This window comes from Paenibacillus eucommiae (assembly GCF_017874215.1).
GTDB classification, from domain to species: domain Bacteria; phylum Bacillota; class Bacilli; order Paenibacillales; family NBRC-103111; genus Paenibacillus_AI; species Paenibacillus_AI eucommiae.
Genome location: NZ_JAGGLB010000022.1, coordinates 22,852 through 45,786, shown reverse-complemented (window position 1 = coordinate 45,786; position 22,935 = coordinate 22,852). Strand labels below are relative to the sequence as shown.

The 22,935-nt window shown below is 43.1% G+C and carries 12 protein-coding genes; 9 read left to right on the top strand and 3 right to left on the bottom strand.

Features of this window, described 5'->3' with window-relative positions; genetic code table 11:
* Positions 1–25: 25 nt before the first annotated feature.
* A complete protein-coding gene (locus J2Z66_RS26630) occupies positions 26–1,033 on the bottom strand; it encodes a LacI family DNA-binding transcriptional regulator (RefSeq protein WP_209975783.1) in 1,008 nt (335 codons plus the stop codon).
* A 323-nt stretch (positions 1,034–1,356) separates the two neighbouring features.
* On the opposite strand from J2Z66_RS26630, the gene J2Z66_RS26625 reads away from it, so the two are divergent.
* The 5 genes from J2Z66_RS26625 (at position 1,357) to J2Z66_RS26605 (ending at position 11,709) form a co-directional block, all read left to right on the top strand.
* A complete protein-coding gene (locus tag J2Z66_RS26625) occupies positions 1,357–2,610 on the top strand; it encodes a Gfo/Idh/MocA family protein (RefSeq protein WP_209975782.1) in 1,254 nt (417 codons plus the stop codon).
* Between the two features lie 18 nt (positions 2,611–2,628).
* Complete coding sequence (locus J2Z66_RS26620; RefSeq protein ID WP_209975781.1) at positions 2,629–4,098, top strand: ABC transporter substrate-binding protein; 1,470 nt, start codon at positions 2,629–2,631, stop codon at positions 4,096–4,098.
* Between the two features lie 77 nt (positions 4,099–4,175).
* Entirely contained in the window at positions 4,176–5,120 is a 945-nt protein-coding gene (locus J2Z66_RS26615; RefSeq protein ID WP_245375864.1) for a carbohydrate ABC transporter permease, read from the top strand.
* 28 nt (positions 5,121–5,148) lie between these two features.
* Complete coding sequence (locus tag J2Z66_RS26610) at positions 5,149–5,985, top strand: carbohydrate ABC transporter permease (RefSeq protein WP_209975780.1); 837 nt, start codon at positions 5,149–5,151, stop codon at positions 5,983–5,985.
* 228 nt (positions 5,986–6,213) lie between these two features.
* Positions 6,214–11,709 carry a sugar-binding protein gene (locus J2Z66_RS26605; RefSeq protein ID WP_209975779.1) on the top strand — a complete coding sequence of 1,832 codons (5,496 nt, stop codon included), beginning with the start codon at positions 6,214–6,216 and terminating at the stop codon, positions 11,707–11,709.
* 156 nt (positions 11,710–11,865) lie between these two features.
* Here the strand turns inward: J2Z66_RS26605 and J2Z66_RS26600 are convergent, their stop codons facing one another.
* Positions 11,866–13,980: an LTA synthase family protein gene (locus tag J2Z66_RS26600; protein WP_209975778.1), complete on the bottom strand. Its 2,115-nt coding sequence runs from the start codon at positions 13,978–13,980 to the stop codon at positions 11,866–11,868.
* Between the two features lie 502 nt (positions 13,981–14,482).
* Here J2Z66_RS26600 and J2Z66_RS26595 point away from each other — a divergent pair.
* Entirely contained in the window at positions 14,483–15,805 is a 1,323-nt protein-coding gene (locus tag J2Z66_RS26595; protein WP_209975777.1) for a PASTA domain-containing protein, read from the top strand.
* A gap of 193 nt (positions 15,806–15,998) precedes the next feature.
* Entirely contained in the window at positions 15,999–18,452 is a 2,454-nt protein-coding gene (locus tag J2Z66_RS26590) for a bifunctional diguanylate cyclase/phosphodiesterase (protein ID WP_209975776.1), read from the top strand.
* A gap of 506 nt (positions 18,453–18,958) precedes the next feature.
* Here J2Z66_RS26590 and J2Z66_RS26585 read toward each other — a convergent pair.
* Positions 18,959–20,131, bottom strand: a complete 1,173-nt coding sequence (locus J2Z66_RS26585) for an acyltransferase (protein WP_209975775.1) — start codon at positions 20,129–20,131, stop codon at positions 18,959–18,961.
* A 277-nt stretch (positions 20,132–20,408) separates the two neighbouring features.
* Between J2Z66_RS26585 and J2Z66_RS26580 the strand changes: the two genes are divergently transcribed.
* Positions 20,409–21,722, top strand: a complete 1,314-nt coding sequence (locus tag J2Z66_RS26580) for a CapA family protein (protein ID WP_209975774.1) — start codon at positions 20,409–20,411, stop codon at positions 21,720–21,722.
* Positions 21,723–21,881: 159 nt separating this feature from the next.
* The gene (locus J2Z66_RS26575) at positions 21,882–22,862 is read left to right on the top strand and encodes a Gfo/Idh/MocA family protein (RefSeq protein WP_209975773.1); all 981 of its coding nucleotides are present in this window, start codon (positions 21,882–21,884) and stop codon (positions 22,860–22,862) included.
* Positions 22,863–22,935 lie beyond the last annotated feature (73 nt).

The following is a 22,935-nucleotide window of genomic DNA, read 5'->3' as shown; positions in this document are numbered from 1 at the left end:
ATATAAATAACTCATTAATTACTTGTTAATTACTCGTGTTATTGTTTAGGTTTCTGACCGCGACAGTACCGCCTTCAATACGTGCAAATTCAGAAAAAGAATAGACTTCACCATGTTGACCAGGATTATTAATAATTTCGATGAGATAAGACACAGTTTTTTCAATCTCCATTTCACAAACATACAGAGTTGTTAAGGGGGGAATACTCAACTTTCCCAGCTCGGACAAACCTGATCCAATCAAACTTACATCCTTAGGCACGGAAATGCCGCTGTCTTTTAGACGCTGTAAAGCACCAAACTGTATGACTGTATTTGCACAGAATGCTGCGGTGAAATTCAATTTCAGCAGTTGCATCCTTTTGCATAACTCATATCCGTTCTCACCATCACTGACTTGGATCAGAGATTTATCAAGTGGAATGTTGGCATGTTCCAAGGCATCGGTATAGCCTTGGATGGCTTTCTGATGAATAACGTAGTCTAAGCTTCCCAGAAAAAGCGCAATTTCACTATGACCTAGAGAGATGAGATGGCTAACCGCATCAAAAGTTAATTTACGATCGTCGATTGTAATGTGATTAAGATTGTACTTTGTTACTTCAGGCAATAGACCCAGGAATAAATAAGGAGAACTTGAGCTTTCAAGCAGCTCACATAAAGAATCGTCTGCGTCACCTGTAATAATAAAGCCTTCCATTTCGTGGCGATCCAATAATTTATGCAATTTATTCAGTGATTCTCCTGAAGAATCGACACTAATAAACATCAAACCATAATCTGACTTGCTAGCAGCAGCTTCAATTAACTGTAAATATTCAAGATAACGTGGATCGTTGGCCTCGCGGTTGTATAACACAAAGCCTATTTTGGGGCTTATTTCTGTATCGCGGTATCCTAATTCTTTGGCTGCCTGGAGAATTTTCTTTTTGGTTTCCAAAGAAATGGTGCTACTTGGGGTGTTATTTAAAGCTAATGAAACAGCAGTTCGCGAAATACCGAGATGCTCGGCGATATCTTTCTTAGTAACCAACTTTTTTTCGCTCCTTTGTTCAACTAATAACGATAGTTATATTTTAATGTATTTGAACAAGTGGAGTCAAATGCATTATATGTAAAATAACTAGGGAAGATTAGATCGTATAAGGCTCCTAGCTCATAAAATTGCATATAGGGAGCGGTAATAGGCTGGACAGAACTGTTCAACATTGATTTGTGTTTGAAGACTCTTAGTGCTTCTCATTATTAAAAAAAGTAAATTAAATTAATCGTTGACATCACAATATAACGAGTGTTATTATTTTTTCAATAAAAAGTTTACTGGTGTATGCCTGTGAAGAGGGGGAGACAACCACTGTGCGTCAAATTACTGCTGTCCTCATAGGAGCAGGAGCAAGAGGAAGATTTGTTTATGGGAAATATGCCCAAGATTATCCTGGAGAGCTAAAGATAGTTGCTGTTGCAGAACCAATTGAAGAAAGAAGGAGGCTTGCTGCTGAAGCATATAATCTTGAACCATCTCATGTATATGAGAGCTGGGAAGAGGTCTTTTCTAAAGCAAAAGTTGCTGATGTAGCGGTAATTTCCACTCAGGACAGAATGCATTATGAGCCGACGATGAAAGCGCTGTCTAAAAATTATCATGTTTTGTTGGAAAAGCCAATGTCTCCGTTCGAGGATGAAGTTATCGCGATGGCCGATGCATCCTACAGGTACAAACGGCTATTGACAGTCAGTCATGTGCTGCGCTACACCCCTTTCTGGTCAAAGATAAAGGCATTGCTTGCTGAAGGCTCTATCGGACAGATCGTATCGGTTCAACTGAGCGAGAATGTCGGATACTTTCATATGGCGCACAGCTTTGTGAGGGGAAATTGGCGCAATTCGGATGAAACCAGTCCGATGATTTTGCAGAAATCTTGCCATGATATGGACATCATCTCCTGGTTAATAGACCGGCGCTGCCTGCGCATTCATTCTTATGGCTCGCTAATGCACTTTCGGCAGGAGAACGCTCCTGCAGGCTCTACAACGCGCTGCACCGACGGATGTCCTGTTGAGCGTGATTGTCCTTATTCAGCGCTCAAAATATATGCGGAGGGTCCTACCCATGATTGGTCCAGATTTATTACGAACAAACTAACTCCAGAAGGGATCCATGAGGCGCTTCAAGGTGGCCAGTTTGGGCGCTGTGTGTACCGCTGCGACAATAATGTCGTTGATCATCAGGTAGTGAACATGGAGTTTGATAGTGGAGCCACTGCGTCGTTCACGATGTCCGGATTTACACATGATTGCTCCAGAACCATCCAAATCATGGGCACTCATGGTGAAATTAGAGGATATATGGAAAAAAATGAAATTGTTCATTATCCATTTGGAAAAGAGGCCGTAACAATTCCGGTTCAGGTTCACGAAGGAGGTCATGGAGGAGGTGATGAAGAGCTTGTCCGCTCCTTTCTTCGGGAGGTTAGAAATTATGCAGGCGGACAAGGGTTGACGTCAGCAGAAGTGTCAGTGCAAAGTCATTTAATGGCGTTTGCGGCTGAGAAATCAAGGCTGGAAGGCGGCAAATCTGTTGAAATAAACAACTTGCTTCCACAATTATAATAGGGGGTTAACAAAAAAATGAAAAAAGTAAGTGCTATTTTATTGTCATTCATGATGGTTCTTGTGCTGCTGGCTGGATGTACAGGCGGTTCCAAGGATAAGCAAGAGAGTTCAAGTACGCCTGCAGCTACTAGCAATGAAGGGACAAATGCAGAAACAAATGTGTATCCAGAAAATGGTTTGTCCAAGGATGAGAAAGTAACGATCAAGGTAGGTTTCTGGGAAAGTGGAGCTGGTCGTGCCTGGATGGATTTAGCTGTAAAGAACTTTACAGCTAAATACCCGAACGTTAGCTTCGATATTACAGCGACACCGACACTGGAGACCATTCTGGAGCCGAAAATTGCTTCTGGAGACGATAAGGAGATGTTTGATTTATTTTTTCCGAAGTTCTCTGCAGGCGGGCAATTTGAGCGGCTGGTTGAAGCGGGTAAGTTTGAGCCGCAGGATGACTTGTGGGAACGCGATTTACCTGGAGAGACAGGTAAAAAATTGAGATCTGTGATTTCCGATGATGCCTATGAAGGTGCAAAAGCTTCTGGTTATACAGCAAGGGTACCTGTTGGCGGCTATACAGCTGGCTTATTTTTCGACCAAAACCTGTTCGATCAGAAGGGGTGGAATAAAAACCCTGGCACGTGGGATGAGTTTGTTGCCCTGTTAGATCAAATCAAGGCCGATGGGGTCATACCTATCACTTTTCCGGGTGTGTATGCAGGCTACCTGACTGATTATGTGTTCAATTTGATTCAATTCGATTTAGCCAAGTCCAATGGAAGTTTCGATACATACCTTGATAATTTCCGTAATTATGAAGGAGCGCAATACACGACTGAAGAGAACAAGGAAGCATGGAACAGGCTGTATGAATTTGGCAAAAAAGGTTATTTTCCTGCCGGGGTAGCTGCGCTTAATCACACTCAATCACAGATGCAGGTGCTGCAGCATAAGGCTGCACTCGTATCTACGGGTGATTGGGTCGGCAATGAGATGAAGGAAAGTACACCAGCTGACTTCAAATGGGGCTTCATGGCACTTCCTGCAACTAACGATGCAGACCAGACCATTTTTGTGAATTCTGGAGTGGCTGATGTTGGTTTTGTCATTTGGAAGGAAAAACCTGACCTAACCAAAAAATGGGCAAAGGAATTCATTCTCAGTCTGTATGATTTCAGTATTCAAGAAGCGCTGGCAACAGATGCAGGAACATATCCGGGACGGCTTGACTACGGAGATGATCCTGCACGCATTGGGAAGCTGCAGCCTACGCAGGCCGCAGTTATGGAATACGCAACAAAACATAAGATTCAATACTTGTCTTTTAGGCGCAACTTCGGCCTCACAAGTGCAGAGAGCGGACAGGCCGGGAAATTGGTAAGTGAGATGATTACCGGTGTTGCCACGGGTAAGAAGGATCCTGTACCCGTATTGGAGCAAGCGGAAAAGCTGATTCAAAAAGCGATTGAAAAAGATCGTCCGAAGCAATAGGAAGACCGGGAAAGGTTAAGCAGGTTCGGGAGGAAGTTATTCCTCCCGTTTCATTATTCAGGTAAGGAGGAGACTCTTTGAATATAGAGATGAAAGGAAATGAAGGTATCATACGGAAACGGAGCGGAACAAGCCAAGCGAAAAGACAGAGATTCATCTTTTTGCTAGTTGCAGTCGCTCCATCGCTGCTCGGTTATTTGCTGTTCACCTTATATCCGAATGTATTGTCCATTTATTACTCATTGCTGGATTGGGACGGTCTGACCGATCCCAAGTTTGTAGGGTTCGATAACTTTGTCAATATGGTCAGTGATAGTTTTGTTTGGCGGGCGCTGTATCATAACCTTCTATATATGATTGTTGTTCCAGCGTTCATCGTTTTGATTTCACTTGTGCTTGCCTATTTACTGAACAATAAGTCGTATAGGGAAAATCCTTTTTACAAAGTACTCTATTTTTTTACGAACGTGCTTTCCACGGTCGTTATTGCCCTGTTGTGGGCATTTATCTTCGACGGCAGCTTTGGAATGCTTAACGGGATTCTGGGTATTTTCGGGATTGATATGAACAGCTTTTACTGGTTGGGAGATTCGAAAACGGCCTTCTGGGCACTTGTGCTGCCTATGGTGTGGGGGGGCGTTGGTCTATATGTCGTTATTTTCATTAATGCAATCAGTGCGATTCCTAAATCTCTGTATGAGTCGGCTATTCTGGAAGGCGCCCGTCCAATGACGATGCTATTTCGCATCACTATTCCGCTTATTAGAAGTGTTATTCGCGTGTGTGTGGTGTTTGTAGTTCTTGGTACCATTAAAGGATTCGAAATTATTATGATTATGACCAACGGGGGACCGGAAGGTTCGACGGATGTAATTGGTCTGTATATGTTCAATTTGGCCTTTGGAAAAGAATACCACAATTACGGTTATGCATCGGCTATCGGAATGCTTTTGTTCGTTATTTTGATTGCAGCCAAACTAATTATAGATAAATATTATCCTGAGGAGAGCGTCGAGTTTTAGCTCAGAGGATCAAGTGGGGGAGATATCAATGCAAGAGCGACGGACGTTTATGGATGGGATATGGAGACTCTTGCTTTTGTTGTGGGCGCTATCTATTATTTTTCCGGTCGTTTGGATTCTGTACCAGTCGCTGCGAACGAATGTGGAGTTTTTTCAGGATATTTGGGCGCTGCCTACTGAGTTGCATTGGAGTAATTATACGAAAGCCTGGACCGAGTACAACATTGGCCAATCTTTATTAAATACTCTGTATTATGTGGGTGTCAGTCTGGTTTTAGGCACATTTTTAACGACACTTAACGCCTATGCGCTTACGAGGATGAGGTTTCGTGGAAGGAAATTTATCTGGTCTTTGATCATGCTTTCACTCTTTTTACCTGGCATTAACGCATTGGTGCCGCAATATATCCTGATGAAAACACTGAATTTAACGAACAGTCTCACGGGTCTGATTATTCTGGACAGCTTTGGGGAAAATGTGTTTTTTCTCATGCTTCTTGGCGGGTTTATGTCATCACTTCCTAAAGATCTGGAAGAGAGTGGATTTATAGACGGTGCTTCGCTGTTCCAAATGTTCTGGAAAATAATCGTGCCTTTGTCTACACCGGGTATCGTAACGGTCGCTATATTTAAGTTTTTAGGTCTATACAACAACTTTCTGGGACCGTTCATTTATCTAAGTGAGCCATCGAAATATACGATCGGGGTCAATATGTATCAGGCGAATATGAAGATGCAATATACCTCTGATTGGGTGACCATGTTTGCGGGAGTCATTATTGTTATGATTCCATCGATTATTTTTTATGTGATATTCCAAAAAAGAATAATGGCTGGTGCTACAATGGGAGCCATGAAAGGATAGCCATACTAAGATAATGTCATTCTTGGGCTTACCCAGTCATGGATTCGCATGGCAGTTCCCGACTGTCTGGTTGCAGGGGGAACTGTCGCACCTGTTAATCGTTCGCTTTCTTTAAAGATTGAACTGAGATCGCTTTCACAGATGTAGAATATGACTGTGCACAGCGAGGGAGGTGAAATAGCAAGGCTGGGACTGTTAATTTAAAACATTTATTAAGGAGAGATAGCCATGGTTCGAATGAAGAGCAAGAATTGGCGTATATTAGTACGTATTCTCATCGTATGTTTAACGGTACCTTATATCTTAGTTGGGGGATCGGCTTCCAGTGCTCAGGCTGCCACTACAACCAATATAGGACTCGAACAAGGCCAAGAATTGGAGCCGTATCAAATTTGGACGGCTTCCAATACGATCAATATTTTAAAATACCAAACTCCGATTGAGAACAGTAGTCATAGTATTATGTTGGATATGGCAAAAAGGGAGTATGAGAGCGGCCAAGTACTGGTTACTGCAGGAGAAGACGGAGCTGAGGTGACAGGGGTGAGCATTACCGATCTTACCTCAGACAACTCAACAATATCTTCTCAAAACATACAAATTATTGTTCAGCATTACGTAAACGTTACCAAAGGCACAACTGGTATGCTGCCCCTGGGTTGGTATCCGGATGCGCTAATTCCAATCGATTCTTATATGGCACTTCATGGAAAAATTGATGTGGAAAAAGGAGCGAATCAGGCATTTTGGTTTACTGTCCGGACGGATGCAGGCACACCTGCAGGACTGTATTCAGGCTCAATTAACTTAATTGTAAATAATAAGGTGAACACCGTCCCGATTCAAGTAAAGGTTAGAAATTTTGCGCTTCCAGAGGAAAATCATGCAGAGACTGCTTTTACAATCTGGGGTGGAGACATGCTGCTGGCAGGTCATCCTGGTGTTGCATTCAATAGCCCCGAATATTGGGAGCTGATGAGAAATTACTATGCGCTTATGCTGGACTATCATATTACACCAATGGATCTGCCTATACCTTCAGACAATTACGATCAATTTGTGCTTGATGCTGCACAATATGTAAACAATCCACGCGTATCGTCTTATCGGATTCCTTATGAGGCTTCAGACTTTGACAATGGAAAAGCGGCAAAGCTGGTTCATGATTTGGATGCGGCAGGACTTCTTGATAAAGCCTATTACTATTTAGGCAGAGACATTGATGAGCCGACTCCGCCTCTATATCCGAAAGTCATTGATTTTAGCAATAAAATAAAAGCTATTGATCCTTCACTGCGCCATATAGTTACTAGCGGAATAAAGCCGGATTTAATGCCGTATGTAAATACGTTTTCCCCTTTATTTAGTGAGTTTGTAACGGAACAAGACTTTGAAATGGTCAGGCAGCATCAAGCCAATGGGGGGCATATTTGGTGGTACGGATGTATAGCCAACCAAAATCCTTACCCTACGTATCATATTGATGATAATTTGATCAGTGCGCGACTTGTGCCTTGGATGCAAAAGTCATACGGAATTGAAGGCAATCTGTACTGGGCGGTCAATATTTTCAAGAAATATAATGGAGTTCAATATGTGGACCGGGATATTTGGAATGATCCGGTTGGATTTGTCGGGGCAAATGGTGAGGGCACTTTGTTATATCCGGGAGCAAAATACGGTATTCATGGAGCTATTCCTACATTGCGAATGCAAACGATCCGCGATGGCAATGAAGACTATGAATACTTATGGCTGTTAGAACAAAAAATTAAAGCAACTGCCCAATTTTTAAAAGTAGACGTTAGTGAAGACGATATCATGAAGATATATAATGATGTGTTATTTAAAAGTGTGAAATCTTTTACTTTAGATCCGCAGTTGCTCCAAAGCGTGCGCAGTGAAGTGGCAGATATGATAGAACAACTGGATCAGAATCCTGCTGCGCTTCTTGTCATTGGTGACCCTTCCACAGGAGTGATGGAAAAGGAAATCACAGTTTATGCTGAGATAGGTACAAATGTAAAGATCAACGGTGAGGACATTGCAGGAACAACCGTTAGCGGAAGCAGCACAGCACATAAATATGTAACACGTATGCCTTTAAAAGTCGGTAAGAATGAAGTTACGATCGTATTGAATAAAGATGCCCAGCAGCAAGTTATCACTAGAAGCTTTTTGCAAAGCTCACGAACCATGCAACCGATTATGAAAAAAGTTCCTTTGAATGATTTCGAAGATGAATTGTCATTGCAAGGAGTGGGTGTGTATGATGGGGTAACTCTAGAAGGATTGTCGGAAGAACATGTGACTAGCGGCAATAAATCGTTAAAAGTCAAGATTCCCGATACGACGGGTGGATCGTACCCAGGTATAATGCTATCGGTTAGTTTAAATAACAAAGATATTTCAAAGGCTGAGAGCTTGGAATTTGACATGTTTAATGCTTCGCAATCTTCCATGCTGCTTTTTGTCAAGGTTTTTGATAAGTCCGGTCATGCCTCTGATCACCCGGTAGGCGGATTAACGCCTGGAGCTCATCATATTTCCTTTCCTATTTCGCAATTGACAGGTATTGATAATAATAATATAACGTCTATTTTTATTTGGACTTACCCCGGTAATTCGGATGTAACCTTGTATATGGACAATTTTTATTTCTTAGAAATCGATGCAGAAGCGATGAAGCAGATGGAGATCAACTATAGTCCGATCATACCGCGTATTGATGGTGTTTTAAATGATGCGACTTGGAAGGTTGATAAGGAGTTGGCTTACAAAACGGGGGAAACGAATAATGAAGCAAAATTTGGCCTCCTTTATAATGATCAATATTTGTTTGTTGGAGTTAACGTCAAAGACGATTATGTGGTGAATTCGAACTCGGCAAAGCCATGGGATGATGATTCTGTGGAAATCTATATCGACGGTGACGGAATGAAGGGAGCGTATACCGATCATACCGTAAGATATGTATTTCGTTATAATGATGAAAACGTATATGCCTATGGAACAACAAAAAAAGAAACGAATGGCATTAAGCATTACTCGGTTAAAACAGACGAAGGATACATGCTGGAAGCGGCGATCCCATGGCGTGTGCTTGGCGTGACTCCTGGAGATGAGAATGTCATTGGTGTTAATATTCATGTCAACGATAAAAATGTTGAGGATGCAAATAGCCACGCGCAAGGAAAGCTAAGTTTAACAGAAGATATTTCCCAAGATACAGTTTCTTCGCTTCATTGGAAAGACAGAGTGTTCTCGAAAAGAAAATCTACTTTTACAATCCCTAAAATCTTGCAGAATGAAATTCTGATCGATGGCAATCTGGATGAACCGACCTGGGATTTAAATTACAACCTTGGGTACGGTACCTACGGTCAAACCAATAATAAGGCAAAATTAGGTCTGAAGTGGGATTCTAAATTCTTATATGCTGCCTTTGATGTGACAGATGATGTGATTCATGCTCCTCAGGAGCGTCCTGTTTGGGAAGAAGATAGTGTGGAGCTGTTTATTGACGGCGATTTTCTACAAGGCCCGCGTACGGGTGATCATGCACCCCATTATTTGTTCAGATTTGGAGATGACACTGTTTACCTCGATGGTTTTCCGAGCGAATTAACTAAAGGGATCATTCATCATTCCGCACAAACGGATACTGGATATACTGTAGAAATAGCTATACCTTGGGAAACAATCGGCATTACAGCAGCCGAAGAACAATGGATTGGCATTACCTCGCATATAAATGACAACGATAACCCAGACATCGGTGTTCTCGGTTTGACAGAGAATGGGGGCATGGATGGGGCGAATACAAATAATTATTTAGCATTTCAGCTTAAAGGGGTTCCTGTGTTAGAGCAGCCTAATCATATTTCATTGGATCAAGCGGAAGTCATGCTGGCAGTTGGAGAAAGTGTGAAATTAAAAGCAACTGTGTTACCAACAAACGCATATGACAAAAGAGTGAAATGGTCGGTATCTAGTCAATCCTCCGATCATGTGGTCAAGGTGAGTGCAGACGGTGTGGTTACTGCAGAAAATTTGGGTACGGCAGTGATAAGAGCTTCCACGGTCTTAGACAATGTTTATGCAGAGAGTCTCATTACAGTCAATAAACTTCAGGATGTGACCGTGGATGAGATTCAACTCGAGCAGACAGAGGCAATATTGAAAGTCGGAGAATCGCTGCAGCTGAATGCTACCGTATTACCTGAGAATGCCACAAATAAGACGGTGATTTGGTCTGTATATGGCGAACAGCCGAATGGAGTGGCCCAAATTTCGGATACTGGATTGGTTTCCGCACTAACACCGGGGACGGCGGTGCTTCGCGCGATTAGCAAGATGGATGCAACGAAATTTGCTGATTTCAGCTTGACAGTTAAAGCAGTGGATGAACCTGGGGGTCCGGTAGACCCAATTGATCCAGTCGATCCAGTAGGTCCCATAGGCCCGGTAAATCCCGGCAAAACAGATGTTCCTGGTGCTAACGGATCGGCAGTTCTTAAAGTAGAAAACGGTACGATTCAAGTAGAGACTAAAGTAGACGGTGATGGATTAACTGCGAAAGCTGAAGTAAACATGGAAGCTATAGGGAAGGCATGGAAAAGTACTGCTGTAGACAGCTCGGGGCTGGCCACAATTCGGATTGAAGTCAAGGGAGAACAGGGTAAAAAGAGAACGGAAATTTCGATTCCTGCTGAGGCTATTACCGAAATGAGCGCTGAGCAGAACATTGAACTCGTCACACAGCGCGCACAAATTACATTATATTCCAATTTTATCCAAGAAAATGCAGCAAAGAATGCCAAGATCGTTACTATAGTTATGGAAGAGCCAGAAAAAACAAAATGGTCTCAGCAACTGATAGATCAAATTGGCAGCCATCCGGCAATTCGTCTCTCCATGAAAATAGATGACAAGGACTACGCTGGGAGCCAGCTGAATTCACAGATAGAAATAAAAATACCATATGTGTTGTCAGCAATGGAAGCTGAAACGCCGAATCAACTGATTGTAGCGTCGATTAACGAGGCAGGAGAAGCAGCTGTAGTTTTGAACGGTAAATACGATCCAACGACAAAAAGCATTCGCATTAAAGTAAGCCATTTCGGTTCTTATGGGGTTATGTTTGTTCATAAAACCTTCGCGGATCTTGATAAACACACATGGGCAAAGGCAGCGATCGAAGGATTGGCGGCACGAGAAGTCATTCTAGGGATGGATATCGACACATTCGGGCCAGCAAAGAATATCACACGGGCAGATTTTGTCACGATGCTGGTCAGAGCTTTGGATGTAAAAGCATTCTTAAATGGAAACGGTAGTGGACAAGATCATGAAAATTTCAATGATGTATTTGGCAGTGATTATTATTTCGAGGCTGTAAGTATGGCTAAGCTGTTGAGCATCATTGAAGGAACAGGCAACAATAGCTTTAATCCCAAAGGTGAAATTTCCCGTCAAGAAATGTTTACCATCGCTGCCCGTGCATTAACAAAGCTCGAAAAATTACAAATAAGCGGCAACAGGGAATCATTGTCTGGCTTCATTGACTATGGAAGTGTTGCCGATTATGCTGCCAACAGCATAGCGGGGTTAATTCATGCAGGGTTGATTGAAGGAGCGGGCAATTCCCTTCATCCCCAAGCGAAGGCAACCAGGGCAGAAGTGGCTGTGTTCATGGAAAGGATGTTAAACAGTATCGATTAGGATTAAATAAGTGTATAAGGAGCTGTCCCCAAAGTCGTAACATGACTAAGGGACAGCTTCTTTTAAAACATGGAAGAGAGAAGCAGTGATCATGATAGAAGATGGTGAAGACCGGTACTATCCATTGGGTCTCTTCAGACCTTTAGGACAACTCCTTCACGGCAGCAGCCAAACATTCGACTGCCCAATCAAAGCTTTTTTGCTATCGATCAGCTTGACTTCAAGCCTGTGGACTTTACCTGTGCTGAGTGTCACGTCTTCGGGAAGCTCTGCGGTTAAGCGGGTTCCGCTCTGATAACTCGTTGCCAGTTCTTTGCCATCGAGGTATACCTTCGACTGGGGGAAGAATAATCTGCCTTCGACAGTGAGTGCATGATCCGTGTCCGCAGCAGTGGCCTTGACGATAACCGGATTTCCATACCCCAGCATATAATCGGGATCAATGATACTTTCTTTAAAGCCAGCTGCTTCATAAGCATAACGTTTACCGAAGAGAATATCGTACTGCAGCTTGCGGTAGGCGGCTATGTCGCTTTCACTAATTCCTGCTTGCGCCCAGTCTTCAGGCCGCGGTACAACCGGGAACTTTTTGTAAAATTCCTGTAAAAAATCAGTGTAATAGCTTCCTTCCAGGCCGGCCATATTGAGGATGTAGGGGCCTAGGTAGGCCGGGCTTATATGGAGCTCTTCTTTAGCGGCAGGCAGATAATTGTTCCAGATCACGAAAGGCGTCATATGGGTTTTGTTATAAAAGTCCGGATCATCCTCCAGCAAATACCCGCTATCGCGATAAACCATGTAATCATCCCCGAGAGCGGGCATATGATCACCGAAAAATAACAAAATCGTAGGCTCGCCTTTTTCTGTAAAGTAATCGGTCAAAGCTTTTAAGCTATCATCTGAGGCGGAAATGCCCCGTGCTAAAGATTCAAGCATACCCTTGGATAAGTCGGTTATGGGGCCGCTTACCTCGATATCCGTATCCCTGAACTTTCCTGGAGGAAAGGGGCCGTGATTTTCCATCGTACTTGCAAAGATGAAATCGGGACCAGGGCTTTTCTCGGTTTCCTCGATCACTTTTTGTACAATTGTACGGTCAGCGTAATTAGGTCCTGAGAAATCATTGGGAAAATATTCGCTGCTAATAAAGCGTTCAAAGCCCAGATGCTTATTGACCTTCCGCTGCTCAAAAAACCAGCTAAAAAACGAATTCGTTGCCATGCTTGCGTAGCCTTGTCTGGACAGGATGCTAGCCATCGAATCTATGCCATGATTGATATATTGAATGTAAGGCAGAACCTTATCCGGATCAAAAGGGAGCAGACGCATCGAGTTGCCGGTCAACACCTCAAATTCAACATTGGCTGAACTCCCGCCGAATTGAGGGGTTAGCAGCGTTCCGCTTGTATAGGTTTTCTGAAGGGAACGGAAGTAAGGAATAGGATCTTTGCTAAAGCTGACATTGGTCATCTGTGTTGGATCCCAGAACGACTCGCTCAGCACGAAGATGATGTTTGGTTTTACTGGTTCTGTCTGCTTGTTCGGTGTATTCTGTTCGATCTGTTTATTCACTGGAATATTGTCCAGAATGCTGAGAATCTCTTTTTTGCTGTAATTCTCTGGCTTCTCCGTTTTCAGGAAATCGCTCATCATCATCGTCGAAAGCACTAAGCCATTGATATCATAGGTTAATGTTGGATCCCAGGGAACGGTGTAAATGCTGTTGGCGTTCTTGAAAGGGATCGGCTTGTCCGTGACAAGGCTGAATAGGAGAAAGATAGCGATAACAGCGTATATCCCGCGTTCGAGGCTGACAAGCTTGAAGAGCTCAGACTGTCGGCGCCGCGCCGAGAAATGAAGCAGTATATAACAGATTGCCGCAACAATCACGATATACACAAAGATACGAAAGCTGAAATATTGGCTGAAAAAAGCCCCATACCGGACATCCTGATTGTTGAAAAAAATATCCCAAGGATACAAGGGAGCCCCGATGGCTTTAAGCTTGCTCCCGCTGAAGGCGGCGAAAGTAAACAGCAAGCAGCCAAGCACCCAGAATGAAATTCTGCTGTAGCCTGTCGCGCCAATCAATAGCAGATAAAGCGCGAGAACTATAAGATATGCCAGAAAGAAAGCAGGAGGGTTCTCGGCAGCCCACCCAAAGGTTTCACCTATCGTGCCACGGTTGAGAAATTCGGTAAACATCATCAAAATGAGAGGCAATACTAAGATCCATATTCGCGATAGGAAACGTTGAACAATTATGTACATGACTTTGCTACTCTCCTGTTTAACTAAACTGAAGCTATTATAGCATAAATGTATGATTTGGTAGAGTTTGATAGCATATTTTGAAACGCCTTTTGAAACAACGTGGGTACAAATAAGTCCCGATTTTCAGCAAGAGTTGAAGGGCTTCTGCTTTTGTTCTATTATAGTAGGTGTAGCAGCAATTTTAGATTAGAAAAGAACCTGACTTGATGATATGGGAAAACATAAACGATTTACGATAACGATTTACAATGCGCGATATTCATGCAGATGAATTTATTTTATAGATAAGAAGAACGGCTGCCAAGAGGCGGCCTATTGCACTAATGGGGGACATACTCAGCTGGCTATAAGCTTTCTTAGCTCTTAATCAGCTCTTACCATCATAAAATGTGAATAGGCAACGAACTATTTAAGAAAATGGTTGAAGTGAACAATGGAATAACGGGGGAAATTTGGGAATACGATGGAAATGGAAAATAGGAATGGAGGGGGAGCCGCTATGGAAAGCAGTATTGGCAAAAGGTATTTGCCAGAAAAAGCAATGCTGCCGCTGCCGAACGGCATGATTTATACGGGTGTTGACCTTTCATTGAAAAGGAAAGTTTTTCTTTATACCATTGATAGCGCGGATCAAGCTTATTTGACTAATTATCTCCGTCAGCTTAGAGAAGCTTCGCGTTTTTCTGGGGAAACGTTTATGCATATCCTTGATATTGATCTTGATGAGAAGTCTAACCGGCTAATGGTTGTGCTTAAATATAGTAAAGGGAGCTTTTTGCGTCGGGAAATTGAACTGCAGGCCTTGACATTTCGCGAACGGGTCAAAATAATTTATGAATTGTCTTTGGCGACGCAAACTGCGTTAAAGGAAGGTATTGTTGAATTTTCGGTCGGAGCGGACAATCTATGGCTGGATGATGAGAAGCATCTGGTCGTTATGAATTATTGGGAACAGGGATCCAGCCGGGAAAGAGGCGTGACAGGGCTTAACGGCCTGCTGTATCAATTGGTAACTGGAACTTCTTCGGTTCCGGATGAATGGGGAACGATGGAAACCAATCTGCGAAATTCGCTTCGTGGAAATCCGGTTCAACATGAGCAAAAGGATTCTTTAATGTGGATTATGCAGCGTGTCATGCAGGAGGATTGCACATTAGCTTCCTTTACCGTGCACCTTGAGCAATTATTGGCTTTTAATGACCAGCAAACCGGGGAACGAATATCTTCTACTGCGATGCTTCAGCGGAGTCAGATGGAGCGAATTAGAGGCGGTTTTTCTCATGAAATGACTAGAACGGCGATTTCTGCTCTGAAGGAAGAGGATTCCGAGGATGAGCTTACAGAGCATGAGGAATTGCAGGGGAGCGGAACGTCACCGAAACGGCGAAAGCGAGTATTAATGATAGGTACTGCATCAGCAGGATTTGTGTTAGCTACATTTATTATTATCGGAATTTTGAACCGCGACTCAGATCCAGAGCCAGCAGGGAAAATAACAGACACAACCATTGTCAAGCAATCGCCTGCACAAGAAACGTTAAAACCACAAGAAACTGTCTTGGTGACAGATGCGGAGCCAGATCCAGCCCCAGCCCCAGAGTCGTCTTCTATCCCTGAGGAGGGTTATATCCAAACTCCCAATTTAGTTGGCCTTCAGCGTGAAGAAGCCGAGGAACAAGCTCTGGCTGTAGGGCTGCGCTATGAATTCAAAATGGAAGAAAACAAACAGGGGCGTGGTGTTGTATTCAGACAAGATCCAGAGCCAAAGACGGAGATTCCTACTGGTGGGAGAGTCACATTCTGGGTGAGTAAAGGACAATGACCATCATTCCCCAGGAAATATTAACTAAATGAACATGTAAGGCTCTCAAAATCAAAAATGAGGGTCTTTTCGTGCATGCAAAAAGCGTAATAAAATCGTTGTGAAGCGCAGTATTACAAAACGCTGTAAAGGTAATGTCTGGTGAGGTATAATAATAAAAAATGGCTGCATGATTATTGAAAGTGAGGATACGATGGAACATCAGCACAGCACTTATAATGAAGCATTAATTATTATTTCCTGCATCATTGCAGTAGTGGCCTCTTATTCAGCACTTGATTTGGCTGGGAGGATCAGTACGACAAAGGGCAAGGTTCGCAGTCTCTGGCTGATTTGCGGTGCTGTTTCCATGGGACTTGGGATATGGTCGATGCATTTTGTCGGTATGCTGGCCTTATCTTTGCCGATGGATATTTACTATGATATGAATTTGGTTTTTTTATCTGTGGTATCAGCTATCTCCGTGTCCTGTATTTCCCTGTACATAGTGAGCCGAAATGAGCTTGGCCCGAAGCAAATGTTAATTGGTGGCGCATTAATGGCTACGGGTATATCAGCCATGCATTATATTGGTATGGCGGCTATGAACGTAGATATTACATATAGCTTTGGTTGGGTTGTTCTTTCAATTGTGATTGCAGTTGTTGCCTCCATAGCAGCTTTGTGGCTTTTGTTTTATTTTCGAAAAGATCAGTCCAGATTCACAGTTTTTTATAAATTAGGCAGCGGTCTTGTTATGGGGGCAGCTATTTCCGGGATGCATTACACTGGAATGGCTGCGGCCCATTTTCATCAGGCAAAGCAGTCGATGCTTTCTTCCGGCATGCGGATTGAACCTGAGGTTTTGGCCTATTTGATTATTGCCGGAACTTTTATTATGCTTGGGATGACTCTGTTTGGTGTATTCATTAACAAGCGTCTAACTCAGAAGGACTCAGCTATTCAGGAGCATGAAAGATGGTATACGTCTCTCTACAACAACAACTCGGATGGCATTATTTCAGTGGATATCGAAGGAAAGATTATTGGTTTTAACCCTGCGGTTTTTAGGATAACCGGATTTAAAGAAGATCAGTTTCAGAACAAACACATTTCCAGCTTCGATATGTATATGTCTGAGGATATACAAGAAGAAAAACAAGTATACAAGATGGATGCCGATCAAAATCAAAGCCCTCACGAAACCACACTTATTCGCAAGGATGGCAGTCTTGTCGAACTATATATTATAAATGTACCTGTCGAGATTGAGGAAAAGGTCGTTGGCAATCATATTATTATAAAAGATATAACCAAAGAGAAGCATTCGCGGGAACGCATTCAATATCAAGCTTTTCATGATGAATTGACAGGCCTTCCGAATCGGAGGATGTTTAATCAAATGCTTGCCCAATCGATCGATACACGTCATGATCGGCCATTCAAATTTGCTGTGATGGTTCTGGATATTGACCGCTTCAAGATGATTAACGACTCCCTTGGACACACCTATGGAGATCTTTTCTTGCAAATGGTGAGTTCACGGATTAGTAAAGCTGCAGAGCAATTTGATGTGACCCTGGCACGTATGGGCGGAGATGAATTTACTGTTATTTGCAATAATTGTGATAATGAAGCGGAGGCTTCCCTCTTAGCGGAGCGAATCGTGAGAGAGATTCAACTACCTTATCGTTTGAAGGATAATGACTATTTTGTTTCGGCCAGCATTGGAATTGCTTTCTATCCCGAGCATGGGACAGATGCCGTGCAGCTTCTCAAGAATGCAGATACAGCTATGTACGAAGTGAAAAAAAATGGGAAGAATGGCTTTCAGTTTTTTACTCCTGAGCTGAATGCCCAATTGCATGAGAAGATTGAATTGGAAGGCGAATTGCGCAAAGCGATTGAACGCAGCGAGCTGCTGCTGCACTATCAGCCCCAAATTCGCACGGGTGACAGTCTTATGGTTGGGGTCGAAGCTTTGGTGCGCTGGAATCATCCGGCCAAAGGTCTTTTGGCTCCAGGCGTGTTCATTCCTATTGCTGAAGAGACCGGCATGATTTACGATATCGGAACATGGGTGTTGAGAGAGGCATGCCGTCAAATGCGCGAGTGGCATCGCGGAGGGGGGCCGTTAATCCCGGTTTCCGTCAACTTGTCAGCCCAACAATTTCACCAGCCTAACCTGGTTGGCTATATCCGCAATATTTTGGAGGATACAGGTCTGGACCCGCAATATTTGGAACTCGAAATAACGGAAAGCATGATGATGGATGCCGCGGTTTCGGCTGAAATTCTTAATGAGCTGAGCCAATTTGGAATTCGAATCAGTCTGGATGATTTTGGAACAGGCTACAGCTCACTTGGTTATTTAAAGCTACTGCCGATAGACAAGCTGAAAATTGACCGCTCGTTTATTACCGATATTACAATGAATGAGAGTGACAAAGCGATTGTATCCACAATTATTGCAATGGCTCATCATCTTAAGATGGATGTTATTGCAGAAGGAATTGAGACGAAGGACCAGCTGGATATTTTAACAGCTAACAAGTGTGAAGAAATTCAAGGCTATTATTTCAGCCGGCCCTTGTCAGCTACGGATGTGGAGGCTGCATTCTTTGCCCCGATGAGGATAAACATATCGGGGGATGATCCTAAGCTCTAGAGATCCCTTGCTGGTTTTCCGTTTGAAGTACCGTGTTCCTGCTCAGTAGGCTGAAAGAGGAGATGGACGATGGGGTGGAGAGCGGTAGCGTCCGCATTTAAAGATGGGTTCCTTCCGCTACTTATAGTATATATTCAGGGAACCCATCTTTAACAGCGGTGGAATCCATCGTTCATTTCCTCTCCCAGCACTGGCGCCAGGAACACGCTCCTCAAAGGAAGCCACAAGGCATCTTTCTTTTTAAAAAACATTTGACCTTGAGAATCATTATCAGTTAAAATAGAACTAAGAAAGACACACTTGCAAGTTCAGCCCGCTCCATCCGGTAACGTTCAGGAGGATGAATAAATGAAATTGCTGCTTGGCATGATATTAGTCTTGTTATTTATGAATATAGCGCTGGTGGTACTCTATATCTGGAGTAATCGAAAAGAGCGTATAAAACAGAAATAGGACATTAAATGTTAACCCTCACGTTTTTGCGTGAGGGTTTGTTGTGTGAGCAGCTAATTTGACAGGCTCTTTTCATTTTGCCTGAAATATGCGGGCCTTCTTGTTTCGAGATAAGGGCTATATTTGGGCTGAGAACCGAACAGCAGCCAGGAGTTGCGGAAGTATTTGTGAGCCAGACCTACCAGAGCCCAAGATATCAGCAGGCTTGCTAAATAGCCGCCTCCTACATAGAGATAATAAATGACTGGTTTATAAACCGCAGATATTTTGAAATAGAAGAACAATACTCCTGCATGGACAATATAGATTCCAAAAGAAGCAACACCTAAGTGAATCAGGACATTGGTCACCCTGGGATGCAGCTTGCGGTACAGCAGACTGGATAGCTGCATAAGCACAAGCGACGTTGTATAGGCGTGTACGAAGGTTAGGCCTTGATAGTATAAAGAATTGGTGGTGGAGTCAGTTACCCTTGTCCAATACCACAGATATACATCGCCTAGGCTTGCAGTGATCCAAATGATCCAGAGAGCTATCCAGACGAATGCTTTGCTCGTGAACAATGCTTTTTTCGTAATGATGATCCATTCTTTTATGGAATTATAGTAAATACCACAGTAGGCACCCAGAAAATAATTGGCGATATAACTGATGGCGAGCTGCCCGGTATCCGCGTACTTTAAGCTAAAATGATTGTACAGGGCAAAGCCTAGCTGCAGGACGAAACCGATCCAAATTAAATGTTTGGTAATCGAGGGCTTACGTTGAAAAATCCACAGTAAAATTGGGAAAAGCACGTAGAACTGTATACTGATAAAAACAAAATAAAGATGATAGAACGCTTTGCCCCACAAGAGCATGTGAAGAAAATCAGCTAATGATGCCTGCTGTGCAAACTGCTGCCAAGTCTCACCATAAGAATAATAGATTTGAATGACATAATAATAGATCGAGCAGAAAAGGTAAGGCAGTAAAATATACAGGAATCTCCTCTGGAAAAAGGTAAGCATCAATTTTTTGTTCATAGGCCGGTCATAATAATTGTAAAATAAAACGAAAGCGCTTAAAAAGATAAAGGTTGGCGTACCGAATCTATTGAAAATATTAAGAAAGTTAAAGTATAGAAACATGAACGAGGTTTTGTCGACAATGGCTCCGATGGGAATCGAACTGACATGAACAAAAATGACGCCCAAAATAGCGAAAGCACGAACTAAATAAATCATATGGAGATGCTCTTTCGCTGCGAGTTGTGGATGGCTCAGGCGAATCATTCCTTTCTAATGAGAATGGGATGGCGCGACGACAGACAGGCAGACATAAGTTTTCTTCATGATTATGAAGTTCGAAACTTAAATTAAGCTTAAATGCATGTAAAGATATTGTTAATACCAGGAAATAAACAACTGAATTTTTGCCGGGGAAATGACGATAAGATTAAAGGAGCGATGCATATTTACACAAAAAAAGTAAAGCTGAAAGCGGGAAATGGAGCTAACCATCATGAAGAAATTTGTAGCTAATTGCAAGAAAATCAGGCAGGACAGAGGTATTTCAATTGAGCAAATTACCCGCTTTAGTGGAATACCTGCTTCAAGGATTGTGGATTTTGAAGAAGGAGACCAGAACCTGACTGTGGATGAACTGGAAAAATTACTTAATTTCTACAGTTTAACATATAATGAAATATTATCCTATAAAAGTTTCTCTAAAACCATGAGATTGTCGCTTATAGCAGCATTACTAATTGTTTTAAGCACAGCCATTATTTATAGATCCCAGATGCAGCCAGACAGCAATTCTGCTACAAATAATGGTGTCACGACAGCAGTTGTAGAGTCTTCTCCAACTGAAAATAAGGCAGATGAGGTCGATGAACCAAACAAGCAGCAAGTGGCCTCTCAGGAAACAGACGCTACGGATGGGCAGAAGCTGGAAAAGGAATTGGAGGAGGAGAAGGCACAAGATAAAGTGACATTCCGATTTTGGGGAAACTCGCTTTATAATTCCGTCAGCTTGCCAGAAGTCCAAGACCAGGACCAGGACCAGGACCAGGACAATGATAAAACCATTGATATTGTTCCAATCGAACAATTGGACAGCCTTCAACCTGCATGGTTAAAAGAACGCAATGTGGAACATTTCATTTTAAATGCAGGTACTTCTGACATCTGGACCCCATCAACTATTGAAGCCTACCAACAATTAAAGAAAGAGAAATATAACTTGCTTGGCTTGGGAACTGCTCCAGAGGTATACGAGCCTTTGATTTGGCAAGTGGATGCAAAAAAAGTAGGATTTCTCTCTTTAGCCGGGCTTATTCATAAGCCGAATGAAGTAGCAGAACGCTCTAGGGTCGGACTTCCTAAAGCTTACATCAAAAATGATGTTCTGCAGATTGTAAAGGATGCCAAGTCCAAGGTTGACTATTTATTCGTTTTGATTGATTGGGGGAAAACCTGGGAGAATACGCCCAATTCAGCGCAAAAGCAGATGGCTGAGACGCTGGTTCAGGGAGGCGCTGATTTTATCGTGGGGAATCATCCCTTTGAAGCTCAAGATATAGCATTTGTCGGTGAAACACCTGTTTTTTATGCTCTAGGCCATTCGGTTTCGGCTTTTAAGAAGGAAGGTTCCTACCATTTTGTTCTGGAGGTCGATTTTACTTCGAAGCTGGAAGAAATCCGCTTGAAAGCCGGGAAAGTTTCCAAAGGAAAGCTTGATTTCACTTTAAGCCCAGAGGAAAAAAATGAGGTCACCAGCCTGTTTGGCAGGTTGAATCAAGCAGAAGATGCAATCAAGCTGGAATATGAATAAAAGACAGATTAAAGATTTGTCTTTATACCATGAATTCTCCTACAATAGAGTTGAAAGTCTGGCAGTCTTATAAAAGTCTGCTTGCCAAATCACTTTTTAAATCAATGAATACTTACGAGGCAAGCTTTATACCAGAACTCACCCGAGGAGGATGAATGGATGAAATACCGGGCAGCGATTGTAGGCGGAGGGGGCATTGCCGTAGGGCACCTTGAAGCGTTAGCAGGAATGGACAGAATTGAGTGTGTAGCGGTTGCGGATGTACAGGAGGAGAGGGCGCAGAAGCTGGCGTCAACTTATGGGATTCGTCCGTATGTACAATATAAAGAAATGATTGAGCGTGAGAAGCCTGATATTGCCGTAATTACACTGCCGCACTTTCTGCACAAGGAAGCGGCCGTTTTCTGCGCGGAGCAAGGCTGTCATGTGCTGTTGGAGAAGCCGATGGCATTGAATACAGAGGAGTGCGATGAGATCATAGCAGCTGTCCGCCGCAGCAAAGTAACCTTGCTTGTTGGTCACACGCAGCATTATATTGCGGAAAATCGTGAAGCCAAGCGGATTATGGAGCAAAACTGGCTAGGAGAGCTGGTTATGATCATCGATGCCAGACACACGAATTATTTCCAGGCGCAGCGTCCTCGATGGTTTCTGCAAAAGGAGCTGGCTGGCGGCGGGATTTTGACGAATCTTGGATCCCACTCTGTGGATAAAATTCAATGGCTTGGCGGAGCTCCTATTGCCAGAGTCAGAGCAGCGGTTAGCTATGAAGCGGCGGAGGGGAATGTAGAGGGAAGCGGCCTTGTCTTCCTGGAAAATAATAATGGAGTGCCGGCTACGGTTTCCCAATCAGGCTATGGCGGTGCACCGAAGGATGAAACGGAGCTGATTTTCACCAAAGGCATGATTAAGCTGCATACGGGACAAAGTCTCTGGATCAGCGAAGGCGGCACTTACGTTCAGGTCCCTGTGGAGCCCCAGGAGGCACCCTTTGTCCTGCAGTTTAACGATTTATTGAACTGTATAGAGACAGGTGCGGAGCCGGAATGCTCCATGGAATACTCGCGCAGTATCGTAGCGGTTATACAATCGATTTACCGCTCGCATGAGCTGAAGGAAGAGCAAACCGTACCAATGTAAATGTTGCTCCTATGGCAGTTGGATGATGAATATCATATAATTGTTAATAAACGCATTCAAAGGATGACGGACC

Bases quoted from the DNA above. Each gene is read 5' to 3' on its own strand.
- J2Z66_RS26620 (WP_209975781.1), top strand. From the start codon at position 2,629: ATGAAAAAAGTAAGTGCTATTTTATTGTCATTCATGATGGTTCTTGTG.
- J2Z66_RS26610 (WP_209975780.1), top strand. From the start codon at position 5,149: ATGCAAGAGCGACGGACGTTTATGGATGGGATATGGAGACTCTTGCTT.
- J2Z66_RS26605 (WP_209975779.1), top strand. From the start codon at position 6,214: ATGGTTCGAATGAAGAGCAAGAATTGGCGTATATTAGTACGTATTCTC.
- J2Z66_RS26600 (WP_209975778.1), bottom strand. From the start codon at position 13,980: ATGTACATAATTGTTCAACGTTTCCTATCGCGAATATGGATCTTAGTA.
- J2Z66_RS26595 (WP_209975777.1), top strand. From the start codon at position 14,483: ATGGAAAGCAGTATTGGCAAAAGGTATTTGCCAGAAAAAGCAATGCTG.
- J2Z66_RS26590 (WP_209975776.1), top strand. From the start codon at position 15,999: ATGGAACATCAGCACAGCACTTATAATGAAGCATTAATTATTATTTCC.
- J2Z66_RS26585 (WP_209975775.1), bottom strand. From the start codon at position 20,131: ATGATTTATTTAGTTCGTGCTTTCGCTATTTTGGGCGTCATTTTTGTT.
- J2Z66_RS26580 (WP_209975774.1), top strand. From the start codon at position 20,409: ATGAAGAAATTTGTAGCTAATTGCAAGAAAATCAGGCAGGACAGAGGT.
- J2Z66_RS26575 (WP_209975773.1), top strand. From the start codon at position 21,882: ATGAAATACCGGGCAGCGATTGTAGGCGGAGGGGGCATTGCCGTAGGG.